Annotated in this window: 18 protein-coding genes; 3 read left to right on the forward strand and 15 right to left on the reverse strand. The window is 72.7% G+C overall.

What is annotated here, in order from left to right; translation table 11 throughout:
* Positions 1–15: 15 nt before the first annotated feature.
* Both AC27L3_RS19865 and AC27L3_RS19870 read right to left on the reverse strand, forming a co-directional pair.
* Positions 16–1,257: a GNAT family N-acetyltransferase gene (locus AC27L3_RS19865; protein WP_487235386.1), complete on the reverse strand. Its 1,242-nt coding sequence runs from the start codon at positions 1,255–1,257 to the stop codon at positions 16–18.
* Between the two features lie 79 nt (positions 1,258–1,336).
* The gene (locus AC27L3_RS19870; protein ID WP_487235387.1) at positions 1,337–2,023 is read right to left on the reverse strand and encodes an RsiG family protein; all 687 of its coding nucleotides are present in this window, start codon (positions 2,021–2,023) and stop codon (positions 1,337–1,339) included.
* A 157-nt stretch (positions 2,024–2,180) separates the two neighbouring features.
* On the opposite strand from AC27L3_RS19870, the gene dtd reads away from it, so the two are divergent.
* On the forward strand, positions 2,181–2,606 hold the full coding sequence (gene dtd / locus AC27L3_RS19875; protein ID WP_487235388.1) for a D-aminoacyl-tRNA deacylase: 426 nt from the start codon (positions 2,181–2,183) through the stop codon (positions 2,604–2,606).
* A 146-nt stretch (positions 2,607–2,752) separates the two neighbouring features.
* Here the strand turns inward: dtd and ygfZ are convergent, their stop codons facing one another.
* From ygfZ to AC27L3_RS19905, 6 genes are all read right to left on the reverse strand, one after another.
* Positions 2,753–3,733: a CAF17-like 4Fe-4S cluster assembly/insertion protein YgfZ gene (gene ygfZ / locus AC27L3_RS19880; protein WP_487235389.1), complete on the reverse strand. Its 981-nt coding sequence runs from the start codon at positions 3,731–3,733 to the stop codon at positions 2,753–2,755.
* A gap of 9 nt (positions 3,734–3,742) precedes the next feature.
* Positions 3,743–4,180, reverse strand: a complete 438-nt coding sequence (locus tag AC27L3_RS19885) for a Fur family transcriptional regulator (protein WP_487235390.1) — start codon at positions 4,178–4,180, stop codon at positions 3,743–3,745.
* A 19-nt stretch (positions 4,181–4,199) separates the two neighbouring features.
* The gene (locus tag AC27L3_RS19890; RefSeq protein ID WP_487235391.1) at positions 4,200–5,246 is read right to left on the reverse strand and encodes an ABC transporter substrate-binding protein; all 1,047 of its coding nucleotides are present in this window, start codon (positions 5,244–5,246) and stop codon (positions 4,200–4,202) included.
* 6 nt (positions 5,247–5,252) lie between these two features.
* A complete protein-coding gene (locus AC27L3_RS19895; protein WP_487235392.1) occupies positions 5,253–6,026 on the reverse strand; it encodes an ABC transporter ATP-binding protein in 774 nt (257 codons plus the stop codon).
* 49 nt (positions 6,027–6,075) lie between these two features.
* Complete coding sequence (locus tag AC27L3_RS19900) at positions 6,076–7,164, reverse strand: FecCD family ABC transporter permease (RefSeq protein WP_487235393.1); 1,089 nt, start codon at positions 7,162–7,164, stop codon at positions 6,076–6,078.
* Between the two features lie 263 nt (positions 7,165–7,427).
* Positions 7,428–8,033 carry a heme-binding beta-barrel domain-containing protein gene (locus AC27L3_RS19905; RefSeq protein ID WP_344432501.1) on the reverse strand — a complete coding sequence of 202 codons (606 nt, stop codon included), beginning with the start codon at positions 8,031–8,033 and terminating at the stop codon, positions 7,428–7,430.
* A 272-nt stretch (positions 8,034–8,305) separates the two neighbouring features.
* On the opposite strand from AC27L3_RS19905, the gene AC27L3_RS19910 reads away from it, so the two are divergent.
* Positions 8,306–8,671: a DsrE family protein gene (locus AC27L3_RS19910; RefSeq protein WP_487235394.1), complete on the forward strand. Its 366-nt coding sequence runs from the start codon at positions 8,306–8,308 to the stop codon at positions 8,669–8,671.
* A 47-nt stretch (positions 8,672–8,718) separates the two neighbouring features.
* Here AC27L3_RS19910 and AC27L3_RS19915 read toward each other — a convergent pair whose 3' ends face one another.
* The 7 genes from AC27L3_RS19915 to AC27L3_RS19945 all read right to left on the reverse strand — a co-directional run bounded on the left by AC27L3_RS19915 (position 8,719) and on the right by AC27L3_RS19945 (position 13,201).
* Positions 8,719–8,970, reverse strand: coding sequence for a DUF3099 domain-containing protein (locus AC27L3_RS19915; RefSeq protein WP_487235504.1), 252 nt, complete (start codon positions 8,968–8,970; stop codon positions 8,719–8,721).
* Positions 8,971–9,081: 111 nt separating this feature from the next.
* Positions 9,082–9,372 carry a DUF1416 domain-containing protein gene (locus AC27L3_RS19920; protein WP_487235395.1) on the reverse strand — a complete coding sequence of 97 codons (291 nt, stop codon included), beginning with the start codon at positions 9,370–9,372 and terminating at the stop codon, positions 9,082–9,084.
* 32 nt (positions 9,373–9,404) lie between these two features.
* Positions 9,405–10,247 (reverse strand): sulfurtransferase, encoded by an 843-nt coding sequence (locus AC27L3_RS19925; RefSeq protein ID WP_487235396.1) that lies wholly within the window; start codon positions 10,245–10,247, stop codon positions 9,405–9,407.
* Positions 10,248–10,420: 173 nt separating this feature from the next.
* Positions 10,421–10,501, reverse strand: coding sequence for a putative leader peptide (locus AC27L3_RS19930; protein ID WP_487235505.1), 81 nt, complete (start codon positions 10,499–10,501; stop codon positions 10,421–10,423).
* 237 nt (positions 10,502–10,738) lie between these two features.
* Positions 10,739–11,452, reverse strand: a complete 714-nt coding sequence (locus AC27L3_RS19935) for an LmeA family phospholipid-binding protein (RefSeq protein WP_487235397.1) — start codon at positions 11,450–11,452, stop codon at positions 10,739–10,741.
* 149 nt (positions 11,453–11,601) lie between these two features.
* On the reverse strand, positions 11,602–12,903 hold the full coding sequence (locus tag AC27L3_RS19940; RefSeq protein WP_487235398.1) for a hypothetical protein: 1,302 nt from the start codon (positions 12,901–12,903) through the stop codon (positions 11,602–11,604).
* A gap of 10 nt (positions 12,904–12,913) precedes the next feature.
* Positions 12,914–13,201 (reverse strand): MoaD/ThiS family protein, encoded by a 288-nt coding sequence (locus AC27L3_RS19945; protein WP_487235506.1) that lies wholly within the window; start codon positions 13,199–13,201, stop codon positions 12,914–12,916.
* Between the two features lie 154 nt (positions 13,202–13,355).
* Here AC27L3_RS19945 and AC27L3_RS19950 point away from each other — a divergent pair, with 154 nt between their 5' ends.
* Positions 13,356–15,089 carry an ABC transporter ATP-binding protein gene (locus AC27L3_RS19950; RefSeq protein ID WP_487235399.1) on the forward strand — a complete coding sequence of 578 codons (1,734 nt, stop codon included), beginning with the start codon at positions 13,356–13,358 and terminating at the stop codon, positions 15,087–15,089.
* Positions 15,090–15,211: the final 122 nt, after the last annotated feature.

A 15,211-nucleotide genomic window follows, 5' to 3' on the forward strand; every position in this document is an offset into this window, starting at 1 on the left:
TCGTGCCAGGACGGATCAGAACGAATCGGGGCACCACGGGCGGCGTGCCGTCCGCAGCATGAGCTCCGCCCGCGCCACCGCGCCCGGTCGCTCCTCGTCGAGCCGGCCCAGCGCCGCCAGCCGCACCGCCGACTCGTCGCCCAGGTACAGCGCGCTCAGGGCGCCGAGGTCCAGCGCGATGTCGGCCGGACGGGTGGTGGGCGCGCAGTGCGCCCCGTCCTCGTCCGCCTCCAGCAGGAACCGCCCCACGGCGAGCCCCGAGGGGTCGCTCACCTCCAGGACGAGCGCTCCCGGCACGGCGTACGCGCGCTCCCGCAGCAGGCCCGGTACGTCGAGCGGGCGCAGCCACAGGTAGTCGGCGTGGGTGGTGACGCGGGCCGCGCGGACGTCGGGCAGCAGTAGCGGCAGCAGGTCGTCCGGGGCGCGGTGGCCGGAGTCGACCGTCCAGGCCCAGTCGATGGACAACAGGAAGTGCCACAGGGCCCGTTCGGCGCGCGAGGAGACGGTGACGAGGTCGAGGACGGTGAGGGTGTTGCGGGGGCGCTTGGCGTCCCAGTCGTCGTCGGACGTGTAGGCCACGAGCCCCTCCGGGGTGCCGTCGGGGGCGCGGTACAGGGCGGTGAACGGCTCCGTCCACGTCGTGCCCGGCCGTGTCAGCACACCGGTGTTCATCTGCCACCAGCGATCCGTGCGGTCGACCACCCCGTGCCGCACGGTGCTCATGCGCGCGTGCAGGGCCGGCCCCAGGGCGCGCACGGTGTCGAGGTCGACCAGGTCGACGCGGCCGCCGTCCGCGGGGCCCGCGTAGCGCCGGTCGAGACCGGCGCGGGCGATCTCGACCTCCCAGCGCGTGGTCCAGGTGCCCGGGCCGAAGCCGTAGCGGCCGTAGATGGGCCACTCGGCGGCGATCAGCGTCGCGACGAGGTCCCCGCGCTCCTTGGCGGCGCGCAGATCGCGCTCGATCATGCGGCCGAGCAGCCCGCGCCGGCGGTGGGTGGGGGAGACGGTGACGCCGGAGACCGCGTCGGCCGCGACGCTGCGGCCGCCGGGGACGCTCAGGCGCTGCGGAAAGCTGCGGTACGTGGCGACGCAGCGGTCGCCGTCGAAGGCGCCCTGGGCGCGGTCGAGGTCCGTGCCCGCGGTGCGCAGCGCGACCTCCTCCTTGCCGCCTCCGGGCGGGCGCAGGAACCCGGTGTTCATCGCCCGGATCCAGCCGGGCAGGTCCGACTCGTCGATGGTGCGCACCTCAACGCTCATGCGGGAACGCTAGGCGGCAACGCGGCGTGCGCGCACCTGAATTCACCCCCGGACGGGCGCCCGTAGGCGGCGCCGGCGGTCACGGGAGCAGGTCGTCCACCTGGGCTTCCCCTTCGCGGTACCGGCGGGCGATCTCGGCGCCGCAGTCGTCGGCCGTGCGCTGCAGCCGCCGGCGCCGCACGGAGACCTGCCGCTCGTACGCCACCAGGCGGCGCATGCCGTCGCGCAGTTCCTGGTCGGTGCGGGCGCCGAGGTCGGACAGTCCGACCTCGGAGAGCATGTCGTCGGCCAGTCGGCGGTACTCCTCGCCATGCGGCGTGCCGAGCGTCAGGTGACGGGCGGAGGAACGGTGGTCGGAGGGGCCGTCGGCGAGGATCTCCGGCAGGCGGTCGACCAGGAGCCGCTCGACGGGCGGCGAGCCCGGGGCGGCCCGCCGGCCCAGCTCGGCCCGCAGGATGTCGATGCGGCCCTGCAGCAGGCGGCGCACGTAGCTGAGGTCGGCCTCCTCCCGCTGGGACTCCCGGCGCAGGGCGCGCAGCTCGGACAGGCGCAGCTCGGACGGCCGACGGCCGGCGACGTCCGCCAGCCGGCCGGAGCGCTGGCTCGGGGGCCTGGCCTGCAAGCTGTCCACTGCCTTGAGGTCCTTGAAGCTTTTGTGGTCCCTGAGGTCTCTGGTATCGAGGTGGCTCCTGTTGTCGTGGGAGTCCTTGAGGTCCCGCAACTCGGCTGCCTCCAGCAGGGGGCCGTCCTCGGTGGGTGTGGTCATGCGGTTCCGTCCCCTCGGGCAGGCGGTGTGCGGCCGGATCGCCTTGCCGTTGCCCGCAAAAGGCACCGCCTGCACGCATCGTGCCATTCCGCGCGCCCCGGGCGCAGGGTCTCTCCGCCCGAACAGCCCTGAATGGGCGCAGGGCATCATGGTCCGTATGCGTGCAGTGGTGCAGAGGGTGAACGGTGCGAGCGTCACCGTGGACGGACAGGTGGTCGGCGAGATCCTCGGCGAGGGCCTGTGCGTGCTGGTCGGCGTGACACACGAGGACACGCGGGAGCAGTGCGCCCGCCTGGCCCGCAAGCTGTGGAGCCTGCGGGTGCTGGCGGACGAGAAGTCGTGCTCCGACGTGGGGGCACCTTTGCTGGTGATCTCCCAGTTCACTCTCTACGGTGACGCCCGGAAGGGGCGGCGGCCGACGTGGAACGCGGCCGCGCCCGGAGACGTCGCCGAGCCGCTCGTCGACGAGGTCGTCGCCCAGCTGCGGGCGCTCGGGGCGCGGGTGGAGACGGGGGTGTTCGGGGCGGACATGAAGGTCTCGCTGACGAACGACGGCCCCTTCACGGTGCTGCTGGAGGTCTAGGGCCGGCCACCGACGGCCGGTAGTCGACGTGCCACCCCGAGGCGGGGGCGAAGCACGGCATCCTGCCTGCGGGTGCGTCGTGGCTTGTCGCGCAGTTCCCCGCGCCCCTGACGGGGCACTGCACCAGCCCCCCGAGCCCCGTCCGTCTACGGCTCGACCACGACCTCCTGGGATGCCGCCGTGCCCTCGCCCACCAGGAGGGGGGCGTCCACGGGGACGTTGCGCTTGACCAGGGCCAGGGCGATCGGGCCCAGCTCGTGGTGGCGGGCCGACGTCGTGACGAAGCCCAGCTGACGGCCCTCGGGGCCGTCGGCGGCGAGGCGGACGGGCGCGCCGTGACCCGGCAGGGTGACCTCGCTGCCGTCCAGGTGCAGGAAGACCAGCCTGCGCGGCGGCTTGCCCAGGTTGTGCACGCGCGCCACGGTCTCCTGGCCGCGGTAGCAGCCCTTCTGCAGGTGCACGGCCACCCCGATCAGCCCCAGCTCGTGGGGGATCGTGCGGTGGTCGGTCTCCCGCCCGACCCGCGGCCGGTGGGCCTCCACGCGCAGCGCCTCGTACGCCAGCACGCCGGCGGCCGGGCCGTGGGCGGCGGCGAAGTCCGCGAGGCGCTCGCGGGGCAGGAACAGGTCGCGACCGTACGACGTCTCGCGCACGACGACGTCCTGAGGGACCTCGGCGATCGAGCCGGCCGGCAGGTGGACCACCGCGACGTCGGCCGTGCGGTCGGCCACCTCGACCTTGTAGAAGAACTTCATGCTCTCCAGGTAGGCGATCAGCGCCTCCTGCGTGCCGGGCTCGACGTGCATCCAGGTCGTCGCGCCGTCGTCCACGAGGTACAGCGCATGCTCGATGTGGCCGTGCGGGGAGAGGATCAGCGCCTGCGTCGCCTGCCCGGGCGGCAGCTCGCTGACGTGCTGGGTGACGAGGAGGTGCAGCCAGCTCAGCCGGTCGGGCCCGGTGACCGCGACGACGCCCCGGTGCGAGAGGTCGACGAATCCCGTTCCGTCCGCGAGCGCGCGCTGTTCGCGGAACGGGTCGCCGTAGTGCGCGGCGACGCCTTCGTCCGGGCTCTCGGCGGCGACGGCGCCGGGCGACGACAGCAGCGGGCTGGGCGTGTGAGACAGCATGCCCCCAGCCTACGGGGCCCCGCCCTGCTCCTTCGAGGCGCAGCCGGAGCACCGGCCGAAGATCGCGAAGTGCTTCATGTCCGTCTCGAAACCGAACTCCTCGCGCAGCTTCGCGGTGAAGCCGGCGGCCACCGACAGGTCGGCCTCGATGACGTCGGTGCAGTCGCGGCAGACGAGGTGTATGTGGTCGTGCCGGTCGGCGAGGTGGTATGTCGGCGCGCCGTGCCCGAGATGGGCGTGGCTGACCAGGCCCAGCTCCTCCAGCAGCTCCAGCGTCCGGTAGACGGTCGAGATGTTCACCCCGCCCGCGGTCCGGCGGACCTCGGTCAGGATGTCGTCCGGCGTCGCGTGTTCGAGCCGGTCGACCGCCTCCAGGACGAGCTGGCGCTGCGGGGTCAGCCGGTAGCCGCGCTTTCGGAGGTCGCTCTGCCAGTCGGTTTCCACCACGCCCCCAGTCTAGGCAGGCTCAGTGCCCGCGTACCCCCTTCAGGTAGCCGGCGAGCGCGGCGACGGCCGCCGGGTTGCGGGGGCTCTCGACGAGGTCGACGTAGTCCAGGACGAAGACGCGGTCGTTCCTGATGGCCGAGACGCCCGCCAGGGGCGGGTAGGACATGAGGAACTTCTTCTTCTGCTCCGCGCCGACGTCGCCGTAGTTGTTGATGACGATGACCTCGGGGTCGCGTTCGACCACGGTCTCCCAGCCGACGGTGACCCAGGTGTCCTTCAGGTCCTTCATCACATGGTCGCCGCCCGCCTTCGTGATGATGTCGTGGGCGCCCGCGAAGGCGCCGGCGGTGACGGGCTTGTCGCGGCCGTCGTCGTAGAGGAAGACCCGCGGCGCCCGGCCGTCCTTCGGCACCTGCGCCCGGGCGTCGGCGACGCGCTTGCGGAAGCCCGCAACGAGGGCGCGGGCGCGGTCCTCCACGTCGAAGATCTTCCCCAGCGTCTCCAGGTCCGTGTACAGGGCCTCCAGCGGCGGCATCACGCCGCGCGAGCCGCCGGTGCCGTTGTGGCAGGACTCGGTGAGCACGTACGAGCCCACGCCGAGCTGCTTCAGCCGCTCGGGGGTCAGGCCGCTGCCCTCGCCGAAGCCGTAGTTCCAGCCCGCGAAGACCAGGTCGGCCCGTGCGTCCAGCACCAGCTCCTTGGTGATCTCCTTGGTGGACAGCCGCTTCACCTTGGCGTAGCCGTCCTTCCACGGGACGTCGGCGTCCGGCCGGCTGGTGGTGTACGCGGGCGCGACGTAGCCCGCCATGCGGTCCTCCAGGCCGAGCGCGAACATGATCTCCGAGATGCCCACGTCATTGGTGACCACGCGCTGCGGTGCCCTGTCGTACGTGGTCTTCACGCCGCAGTTCTCGATGGTGACCGGATAGTGGCCCGAGGAGCGGCCTGCGGCCTGTTTGTCGTCGGAAGCGTCCGAAACCTTCGCCCCGCAACTCGTCAGGGTGATCGCGCAGAGCAGGGCCAGGGCGAGCGGGGCCAGGGACGGGCGGGCAGGGCGCGTACGCATGCGGTCCTAACGGGGGAGACGGTCGAAGAGCAGCTGCGGCACACCGGAGACCGGGTGCGGCACCCGGTGCGCACGGACGCCGAAGACCTCGGCGAGCAGCTCGGCGGTCAGTACGGAGTGCGGCGCTCCGGAGGCCACGATGCGGCCGGCGGCGATGACGTACAGCTCGTCGCAGTGGGTCGCGGCGAGGTTCAGGTCGTGCAGCGCCGCCAGCACGGTCGGGCCCGCGTCGCGCACCAGCGCCAGGACCTCCAGCTGCTGGGAGATGTCCAGGTGGTTCGTCGGCTCGTCCAGCACCAGCACCTTCGGCTCCTGGGCCAGCGCCCGGGCGATGAGCACCCGCTGCTTCTCGCCGCCCGACAGCGACAGGAAGCCGCGCCCGGCCAGGTGGGCGGCGCCCACGCGGGCCAGGGCGGCGGCGCATGCCTCGGCGTCCGCCGCCGTGGCGCGGGCCGCGGCCCGCCGATGCGGCAGGCGGCCCATGGCCACGACCTCGGCGGCGGTGAAGTCGAACTCGCCGCCGCCCGCGTCCTGCGGGAGGGCGGCCAGTCGCTGGGCGGCCTCGCGGGCGGTGAGCTCGTGCACGTCGTCGCCGTCGAGCCGGACGTGGCCCGCGGCGGGGCGCAGGGCGCGGTAGACGCAGCGCAGGAGGGTGGACTTGCCGCTGCCATTGGGCCCTACCAGGCCCACGAACCGGCCGCTGTCCGCCCGTAGGGTGACGTCCTTCAGCAGGCGTACGCCTGCGGCGTCGGCGGTGAGGTTCTCCACGTCGAGTCGCATCAGGGCGTGCCCCCTCGGGTGCGGGTCCGTGGGCGGGCACGACCGGGCATCACGCACCTCCGAAGGCGTAGCCGTGGCGGCGCATCAGGGTCACGAAGCAGGGGACACCTATCAGAGCCGTGATGACGCCCACCGGGAGTTCGATCGGGGCCAGGAGGAGGCGGGAGACCACGTCCACCCAGACCAGCAGGACGGCGCCCAGCAGGGGGGCCACGGTCAGGACGCGGCGGTGGTCGGCGCCCACGAGCATGCGGGCCACGTGCGGGACCATCAGGCCGACGAAGCCGATCGCGCCGCTGACGGCGACGACGGCGCCGGTGACGGCGGCGGTGACCACGAACAGCAGGCGGCGCAGCCGGTCGGGGTCCACGCCCAGGGTGGTGGCGGTCTCGTCGCCCATGGCCAGCGCGTTCAGGCCGGGTCCCCACCACAGCAGGCAGCCGGTGCCGGCGAGCACCGCCGCGGCCGCGATCGGCACGGAGGCCCAGGAGGCGCCGCCGAGGCTGCCCAGCAGCCACATCATGGCCGAGCGGGCCGCCTCGCCGCGTTCGGCACTGAAGACCATGAGGGTGGTGACGGCGGAGAAGCCGTAGTACATGGCGCTGCCGGTCAGGACGAGCCGCAGCGGGGTCAGGCCGTGGCGGGTGCGGGCCACGGTGTACACCAGGGCCATGGAGAGCAGGGCGGCGGTGAAGGCGGCGCCGGAGAGGGCCCAGACGCCGAGCGAGCCGAGGGCGCCGAAGATGAGCACGGCGTTGGCGCCGACGGCGGCGCCGGAGGAGATGCCGAGGACGAACGGGTCGGCGAGGGCGTTGCGGACCATGGCCTGCACGGCCACGCCCACGGCCGACAGCCCGGCGCCGACCACGGCGGCCAGCAGGGCGCGGGGGAAGCGCAGCTCCCAGACGATGTTGTAGGCGGGCAGCTCGTCGGCGGTGATGGTGCCGCCGGTCAGCCCGGCGTGCAGGTAGCGCAGGGTGCGGGCCCAGCCGATGCCGGCGGCGCCGAGGGCCGTGCAGCACAGCAGCGACACGAGGAGGGCGGCGGCGAGCCCGGCGATCAGGGGCGGCAGCGGCAGCCGGCGGGCCGCCGTGCGGATGCGGGCGGCCGGGGCGGTGGCCGGGAAGTCGGTCGACACGGGACGGGCGTACGCCTTCGCCTCGGGCCGTGTGCTGGGCGTCCGCGCGAGCACGCGTATGCACGGGGTCTGACCCTCGCAGTCCACGGCGAGTCGGGCAGGGAGCAGCGCGCGCCGCGGGCGATCGGGCTTGCGGCGAACCCTGTAAAGGGTTCGCCGCCTACCGATGGGGGTCCCCCCAGGCTGTCCAGGCACTGGGGGAGGGCCAGCGCCGGAATTCGACCGGACTTCCCCCGCGGCGTGCTGGGTGACGGGCGTGAGGGTTATTCGCCCTCGGGCTTGTAGGGCGTGCCGTCGGGGTTGAAGAAGGCGACGCCGTCGGGCATGTCGTCGGGCAGGTTGCGCGCCCACGCCTGCAGGTCGTCGGCCTGCGGGACCTTCTTCAGCTGGGCCGACATGTACGGGCGCAGCGGCACCTCGGGGGTGGCCTTCTCGCCGACCCACATCAGGTCGCCCTTGACGTAGCCGTACAGGCGCTTGCCGCCCGAGTAGGGCCCAGAGGCGGCGGTGCGGGCGACGGCGTCCGTGGCGATGTCGATCTGCGGCTTCTGGTCGGCGAGCTCGCCGTACCAGACCTCGACGATGCCGGAGTCGCGGATCATGACGATCTCGACCTTGCGGTCCTTGTCGATGCGCCAGTAGCCGCTCTCGGTCTCCAGCGGCTTGACGGGCTTGCCGTCGGCGTCGAGCACCCAGGAGTGCGAGACGTACTCGAGGAAGTCACGCCCGTCGTGGCTGAAGACGACCTCCTGCCCGAAGTTGCACTGCTCGGCACCGGGGAAGTCGGCGACGCCCGCGCCTTCCCACTTGCCGAGGAGGAAGACCAGGGGGACGAGGCTGGGGTGGAGGTCGGACGGAATCTCGATCATGAGCTCAGGCGATCTGTCGTGGGTGCGGACAAAGGGGTCAGCGCTGGCCCTGGTACAGCTTCTTCCAGGTCAGGCCCATAAAGGCGAGTACGCCGACGGCGACCAGTACCAGCAGGGTGGTGAAGAAGCCTTCAAGCACGAGCGCGCTCCTCGGTCGGAGTGGGTGGTACGTGTACGTGTGCGTAGCGGGGACGAGTCTAGTCCGCCGGGTGCGGCGGGGCGCTGTGAGGTTGATCGTGGGGTCCGCGCGCCCCGCGCCCTACAGTGGCCGCATGCCGAAGAAGCTGGTGATCAAGGTGACGGCGGGCGCTGACGCGCCCGAGCGGTGCTCGCAGGCGTTCACGGTGGCGGCGGTGGCCGTGGCCAGTGGTGTCGAGGTGTCGCTGTGGCTGACGGGCGAGTCGTCGTGGTTCGCGCTGCCGGGGCGGGCGGCGGAATTCGAGCTGCCGCACGCGGCGCCGCTGCCGGAGCTGATCGAGGGGATCAAGGCCGGCGGGGGGATGATCACGCTGTGCACGCAGTGCGCGGCACGGCGGGGCATCGAGGAGAAGGACCTCATCGAGGGCGCGCGCATCGCCGGCGCGCAGGTCTTCGTGAGCGAGGCGATGGCGGACGACGTCCAGGCGCTCGTGTACTGAGGACCGCTGCTGAGGGCCGCTGCTGAGGGCTGCCGAGGGCCGCGGCCCTACCGTTTGCCGTCCAGTTCGTCCCACCACTTGTCGGACTCGGGGTCGCCCGACGGGTCGTCCCACCAGCGGTCGTCGGGTCCCCGGCGGTTGGCGACGATGGCGGCCACCGGCGGGATGACCATGGCGAACAGGCACAGCCCCACGGCCGCCGGCACCGACCACAGGCGCACCACGGACCACGCCAGGACGAACAGAAAAATGCAGGTGCCCATCATGGCGAAGTAGACGTGCCTGCGCCGCGCGTACACACTCTCACCGTACGACCGGAAGCCGTGCAGCGCGAAGGGCCGCACCCCCGTCGTGGCGTCCAACCCCTGGGGTGCGGCCCTTCGCCGTTCCCGGCGCCGCCTCGTGCCGCATCAGACGGCGATGGCGACCTCCGCCAGCGCGCCCTTCTCGCTCACCACGACCGTCCGGTCGGCGGTCGCGCCGGGCACCAGCGCGCGTACGGTCCAGGTGCCCTCGGCCGCGTAGAAGCGGAACTGCCCGGTCGCCGAGGTGGGCACCTCGGCGGTGAACTCGCCGGTGGCGTCCAGCAGGCGCACGTAACCGGCCACGGGCTCGCCGTCGCGGGTCACCGAGCCCTGGATCGTGGTCTCACCGGGCTTGACCGCCGAGGCGTCGGGGCCGCCGGCCTTCGCTCCGCACATATGCGTTTCTCCGTTCCGTTCCAGTTGGAGCTTCAGTTGGAGCCGAGCTCGATCGGCACGCCGACGAGGGAGCCGTACTCCGTCCAGGAGCCGTCGTAGTTGCGGACGTTGGGCTGGCCGAGCAGCTCGTGCAGCACGAACCAGGTGTGCGCCGAGCGCTCGCCGATGCGGCAGTAGGCGATGGTGTCCTTGGAGAGGTCGACGCCCTCGGCCTCGTAGAGCGCCTTCAGTTCCTCGTCGGACTTGAAGGTGCCGTCGTCGTTGGCCGCCTTGGACCAGGGGATGTTGCGCGCGGTCGGCACGTGGCCGGGGCGCTGCGACTGCTCCTGCGGCAGGTGCGCGGGGGCGAGCAGCTTGCCGCTGAACTCGTCGGGGGAGCGCACGTCGACGAGGTTGAGCGTGCCGATGGCGGCCACGACGTCGTCGCGGAAGGCGCGGATGGAGCCGTCCTGGGGCTTGGCCTTGTACTCGGTGCGGGGCCGCTGCGGCACCTCGGCGACCAGGTCGCGGGAGTCGAGCTCCCACTTCTTGCGGCCGCCGTCGAGGAGGCGGACGTCCTGGTGGCCGTAGAGCTTGAAGTACCAGTAGGCGTAGGAGGCGAACCAGTTGTTGTTGCCGCCGTAGAGGACGACGGTGTCGTCGTTGGCGATGCCCTTCTCGGACAGCAGCTTCTCGAAGCCGGCCTGGTCGACGAAGTCGCGGCGGACGGGGTCCTGCAGATCGCTCTTCCAGTCGATCCGGATGGCGGTCTTGATGTGGTTCTTGTCGTAGGCGGACGTGTCCTCGTCGACCTCGACGATGACGGTCTTGGGGTCGCCTGCGTCGATGCGGGCCTGTACCCAGTCGGCGTCCACCAGGACGTCACTGCGGCTCATGCTGTTCTCCTCCGGGGCGATGGGGGTACCCCCGGGCCGGTGCGGGGCCATGGGGGAGGAGCGCGGCGCCAGGGCGCGGCGCCGCGCGAAGGGTGGAGCGGAGTGCTCGCGTTGATGCGGGGAGAGGGCGGCCGGAGTGTCCGGCCGTTAAGGGAGCCGGCGAGCGGTTCCCGTCAGACATAGCGACAGAGCATGGCGGCAACGCGGCACAGGTCCACTGCCCGCCGCTTCGTGAGATCTGCCTGTCGCCTCATGGGGACGATCGTAGGGAGGCGCCGGGAGCCCTGTCACCGGGCAGTCGAATACTGAGACGCAGAATTCCGGATAGTGGGACGAGGGGTCGTCGCGGCCGCTCGTGGAGCCCCTCCCGGCCCTTGTGTGCCAGTCGGTGGGCCGCACGGCCTGAGCGGCGGAATCCGCCGTCTCGCCAGGCGGAACGGCGGGCGGCGCGGACGGCCGCGACGGCCCGGGACGGCGCGAACGGGAGGCGCTCAGCCCGCCAGGTTGACGTCGGTGCCGGTGAGGGTGATGTCGACGCCGGTGGGCGTGGTGACGACCTTGTCGAGCTTGATGCCGCGGGGCAGGCCGGTGATCTTCCGGTCGAAGTCCGTCTTCTCGCGGATCTTCTGCTCCATGCCGGGGATGCGGGTGCCCTCGGCGGGGACCTCGTTCGCATGCACCCGGATCGTGTCGCCGCCGGTGACGGTGACCGTGGAGGTCACGCTGCGCTCCACGGGCTGGCCGGCGACGGTCGCCTTGCCGGTCACCTTGACCTGGTTGCCGCCGGCCCCGCCCTGCCCGCCGTAGGCGACGGTGACGTCGGGGTCGTTGGCGGCCTTGGTCAGCTCCTCGTACGTCAGGTGGGCCGTGCCGGTGGCGCGGCCGGCGACGGCGGAGGAGAAGCTGCTGTCGATGCGGACGTCGTGCAGCTGGGCGTCGAAGCCGCTGACCTTGACCGACTGGGTGCCGGAGCCGGCCGTGACGCCGTCGAGCCTGACGTCGACCTCGTCGAGCCGCGAGTTCGCGACCTGGGTGAGGAAGGGGAAGCCCTTGATGGAGACCTCGGGCGTGCCGGAGAGGTTCTGGCTGCTGCGTATCTTGTCGGCGACCTGGCCCTCGGCGAACCACACGGCCGCCCGGTCGCCCGCCACGAAGAGCGCGCCGAGGACGACGGCGACGATCAGAAGTGTCCGTATGGCACGCATCGGCTGCGGATCCCCCACGTTCGGTCGGTCGGGCTCGGCCCGGCCAGGCCCCCTGGCCTGCCGGTCGAGCCTAACCGGACCGAACGTACGAATGCCCCGCACCGACGTAACCGGTCTGTAACCGCTGCCGGTGACGGCCGGTGCCGGTCTCAGCCCAGGACGCGGCCCAGGACGTAGACCACCGGTGCCGCCACCGTCAGGGGCAGCGCCACGCCGGCGGTCATGTGGACGAACCGCGAGGGGTAGTCGTAGCTGGCCACCCGCAGGCCGACCAGGGCGCACACGCCCGCCCCCGCACCCAGCAGGGCGGCGGAGGCCCCCATGCCGGTCAGCTGGCCGGCGGCCACGCCCGCGCCCGCCGCGGCGGCGAGGGCGACGACGGGGGAGAGCAGCGAGGGCAGCGGCAGGGCCCGGGCCAGGGCCGCCCCGGCCACGCCGAGCGCGCCCGCGACCACGGCGTCGGGCTCGGCCGCCAGCAGGCCGCCCGCGACGACCGCGAGGGCCGCGGAGGCGGTGGCCGCCGTCAGGCCGTACAGCCGCTCGTCGGGCGAGGCGTGGCTGCGCAGCTGCAGGACGACGACCAGCAGGATCCACACGCCGAGCGTGCCCAGCAGCACCGTCGGGGCGTGGTGTTCGCCCGCCACCAGCAGCCCGGCGTCGGCGACGACGCCGCCGAGGAAGGCGAGCGCGATGCCCTGCCGGGCGGGCCACATGCCGTTCAGCCGGAACCAGCCCGCCGCGGTCACCGCCTGCAGCAGCACCACCGGCACCGCCAGCACGGGCCGGGCCAGCGGGGCGGCCAGCGCCAGCAGCACGGCCAGGACGGAGGTCAGCAGCGCGGGCTGCAGGCCGGGCGGCAGGATCTGCGGCCGGCCCTCGGCCCGGGCCTTCTCCGCCGCGGTCGGCTGCCGCTCGGGTGCGGGCTCGGGCTCGGCGACCGCGACGGCTGCCGCGGGCGCGGCGTACGCCTCGGGCCCGCCGTAGGACTGCGGCCCGCCGTACGGCTCCTGGAACGGCGGCGGCGCCGGGGCGGCGGCCTGCTCGGAGGCGGCCTCCTGCCGGGCCCACTCGGCGGCGCCCTGTGCACCGCCGGCCGGCCAGGGGGAGTCGAAGGCGGAGTCGTACGAGGCGGCCGGCGGCGCGTAGGGAGCGCTCTCCTGCGCCGGGGGCTCCTGCTGCCAGGCGCGGGCGTCCCAGGTCTGGGTCTGCCAGGTCTGGGTCACCGGCTCGTCGTGCGGGTCGTGCTCCTCGGGCCGGGGCTGCGGCCACTGGGCGGCCGGCTGCCGGCCGTACGCCGGCTGCTGCCCGTAGCCGTAGTCGTCCTGCCCGCCGTACGAGGGCGGGTGCGCGTCGGCACCCGTGTCGTACGGCGGATAGGGCCCGGTTCCGTACGGCGGGTACGGCTCGGCGGGCCGCTGCGGGTCGTAGGGGTGGTGGTGTTGTTCGCTCATGCTGTCGGGGTCACCCTCCTGCGAAGGGCGGGAGCACCTCGACCGTGCCGCCCTCGGTCAGTTGCACCGTCGCGTGGTCGCGCGTGCCGACGGGGTTGCCGTCCACGAGGAACGAGCAGCGCGCGAGCACGCGCGCGAACTCGGGCCGCCCCGTGTGCCGGTGCCTGGCCGCGTCCAGGACCTGCGCCAGCGTGTGGCCGGTGCAGGGTTCCTCGGCGGTGCCGGCGGCGGCCTTGGCCGCGGCCCAGTACCGGATCGTGCCGGACGGCGCGTCCGGCGGCCCCGGCTGGGCCGGCAGCGCCTTCGGCGGCGCCGGTCGTGCCGTGTGTGTCGTCGCCACGGCGACCCCTTTCCTTTTCTGCCGCCTCCATGATGACGGGTGCCGGGGCACCGGCCGTCCCCAGCCGGTAAAGGGCAGGCCGTTCGGAGTGGCGCTCGCATAGGCTGCTTGTGTGTTGGTGCGACTTCTTCGGTCCTATTTGCGGCCTTATTCCAGAGCGATAGCGCTGATCGTGCTGCTTCAGCTCGTCCAGACCCTCGCCACGCTTTATCTCCCCAATCTCAACGCGGACATCATCGACAAAGGCGTCGTGAAGGGCGACACCGGTTACATCCTGACCACCGGTGGCCTCATGCTCGCCGTGACCCTGGCGCAGATCGTCTGCGCGATCGGCGCCGTCTACTACGGCGCCCGCACGTCCATGGCGCTCGGCCGTGACCTGCGCGCGGCGGTCTTCGACCGGGTGCAGTCGTTCTCGGCGCGCGAAATGGGGCAGTTCGGGGCCCCGTCACTGATCACCCGGACCACCAATGACGTCCAGCAGGTGCAGATGCTGACCCTGATGGCGTTCACCCTCATGGTCTCGGCACCGATCATGTGCGTCGGCGGCGTGGTGCTCGCCATCGAGCAGGACGTGCCGCTCTCGGCGCTGCTGCTGGTGATCGTCCCCGTCCTGGCCGCCATCGTGGGGCTGATCGTCTGGCGCATGCGGCCGATCTTCCGCGGCGTCCAGGAGCGCATCGACACGGTCAACCGGGTGCTGCGCGAGCAGATCACCGGTATTCGCGTCATCCGCGCCTTCGTGCGGGACGAGCACGAGCGGAAACGATTCACGGGCGCCAACACCGAGCTGATGGACGTCTCGCTGCGCGCCGGCCGGCTGATGTCGCTGATGTTCCCGTCCGTGATGCTCGTCGTGAACCTCTCCTCCGTCGCCGTCGTGTGGTTCGGCGGACACCGCATTGCGGACAACGGCATGGAGATCGGTGCGCTGACGGCGTTCCTCAGCTACCTCATGCAGATCCTGATGGCCATCATGATGGCCACCTTCATGTTCATGATGGTGCCGCGCGCCGAGGTCTGCGCCGAGCGCGTCCAGGAGGTCCTGGCCACCGACTCCAGCGTGGTGCCCCCCGTCGCACCGGTCACCGAGCTGCACCGTCACGGCCACCTGGAACTGCGCGGCGTCGCCTTCGGCTACCCCGGCGCCGAGGAGCCCGTCCTCAAGGACGTCTCCCTCGTCGCCCGCCCCGGCGAGGTCACCGCCGTGATCGGCTCCACCGGCAGCGGCAAGTCGACGCTGCTCGGGCTCATACCCCGGCTGTTCGACGCCACGGCGGGCACGGTGTACGTCGACGGTGTCGACGTGCGCGAGCTGGACCCGGTCGTGATGAGCGAGGCCGTGGGCCTCGTCCCGCAGAAGCCGTACCTCTTCTCCGGCACCGTCGCCTCCAACCTGCGCTACGGGCGTCCCGACGCCACCGACGAGGAGCTGTGGCAGGCGCTGGAGACCGCGCAGGCCCGCGAGTTCGTCGAGGCCCTGGACGGCGGCCTGGAGGCCCCCATCGCCCAGGGCGGCACCAACGTCTCCGGCGGTCAGCGCCAGCGCCTGGCGATCGCCCGGGCCCTGGTGCGCAAGCCCGGCATCTACCTCTTCGACGACTCCTTCTCCGCCCTCGACTACGCCACCGACGCCCGGCTGCGCGCCGCGCTGGCGCGCGAGACGGAGGAGGCGACCGTGGTGATCGTCGCCCAGCGGGTGTCGACCATCCGCGACGCCGACCGCATCGTGGTCCTCGACGGCGGCCGGGTCGTCGGCACCGGCACCCACACCGAACTCATGGCGACGAACGAGACCTACCGGGAGATCGTGCTCTCCCAGCTCACCGAGGAGGAGGCGGCGTGACGTCCCTCGAGAAACCCACGCCTCCCGCAGCCGCCGGCGGCGGCGAGGACGGCGGCAAACCGGCCGCCCCCGCCGGCGCCCCGGCCCGCAGAGGCCCGGCCCCGGCCACCGGCATGGCCCGC

The organism is Streptomyces sp. PKA51 (assembly GCF_057552455.1).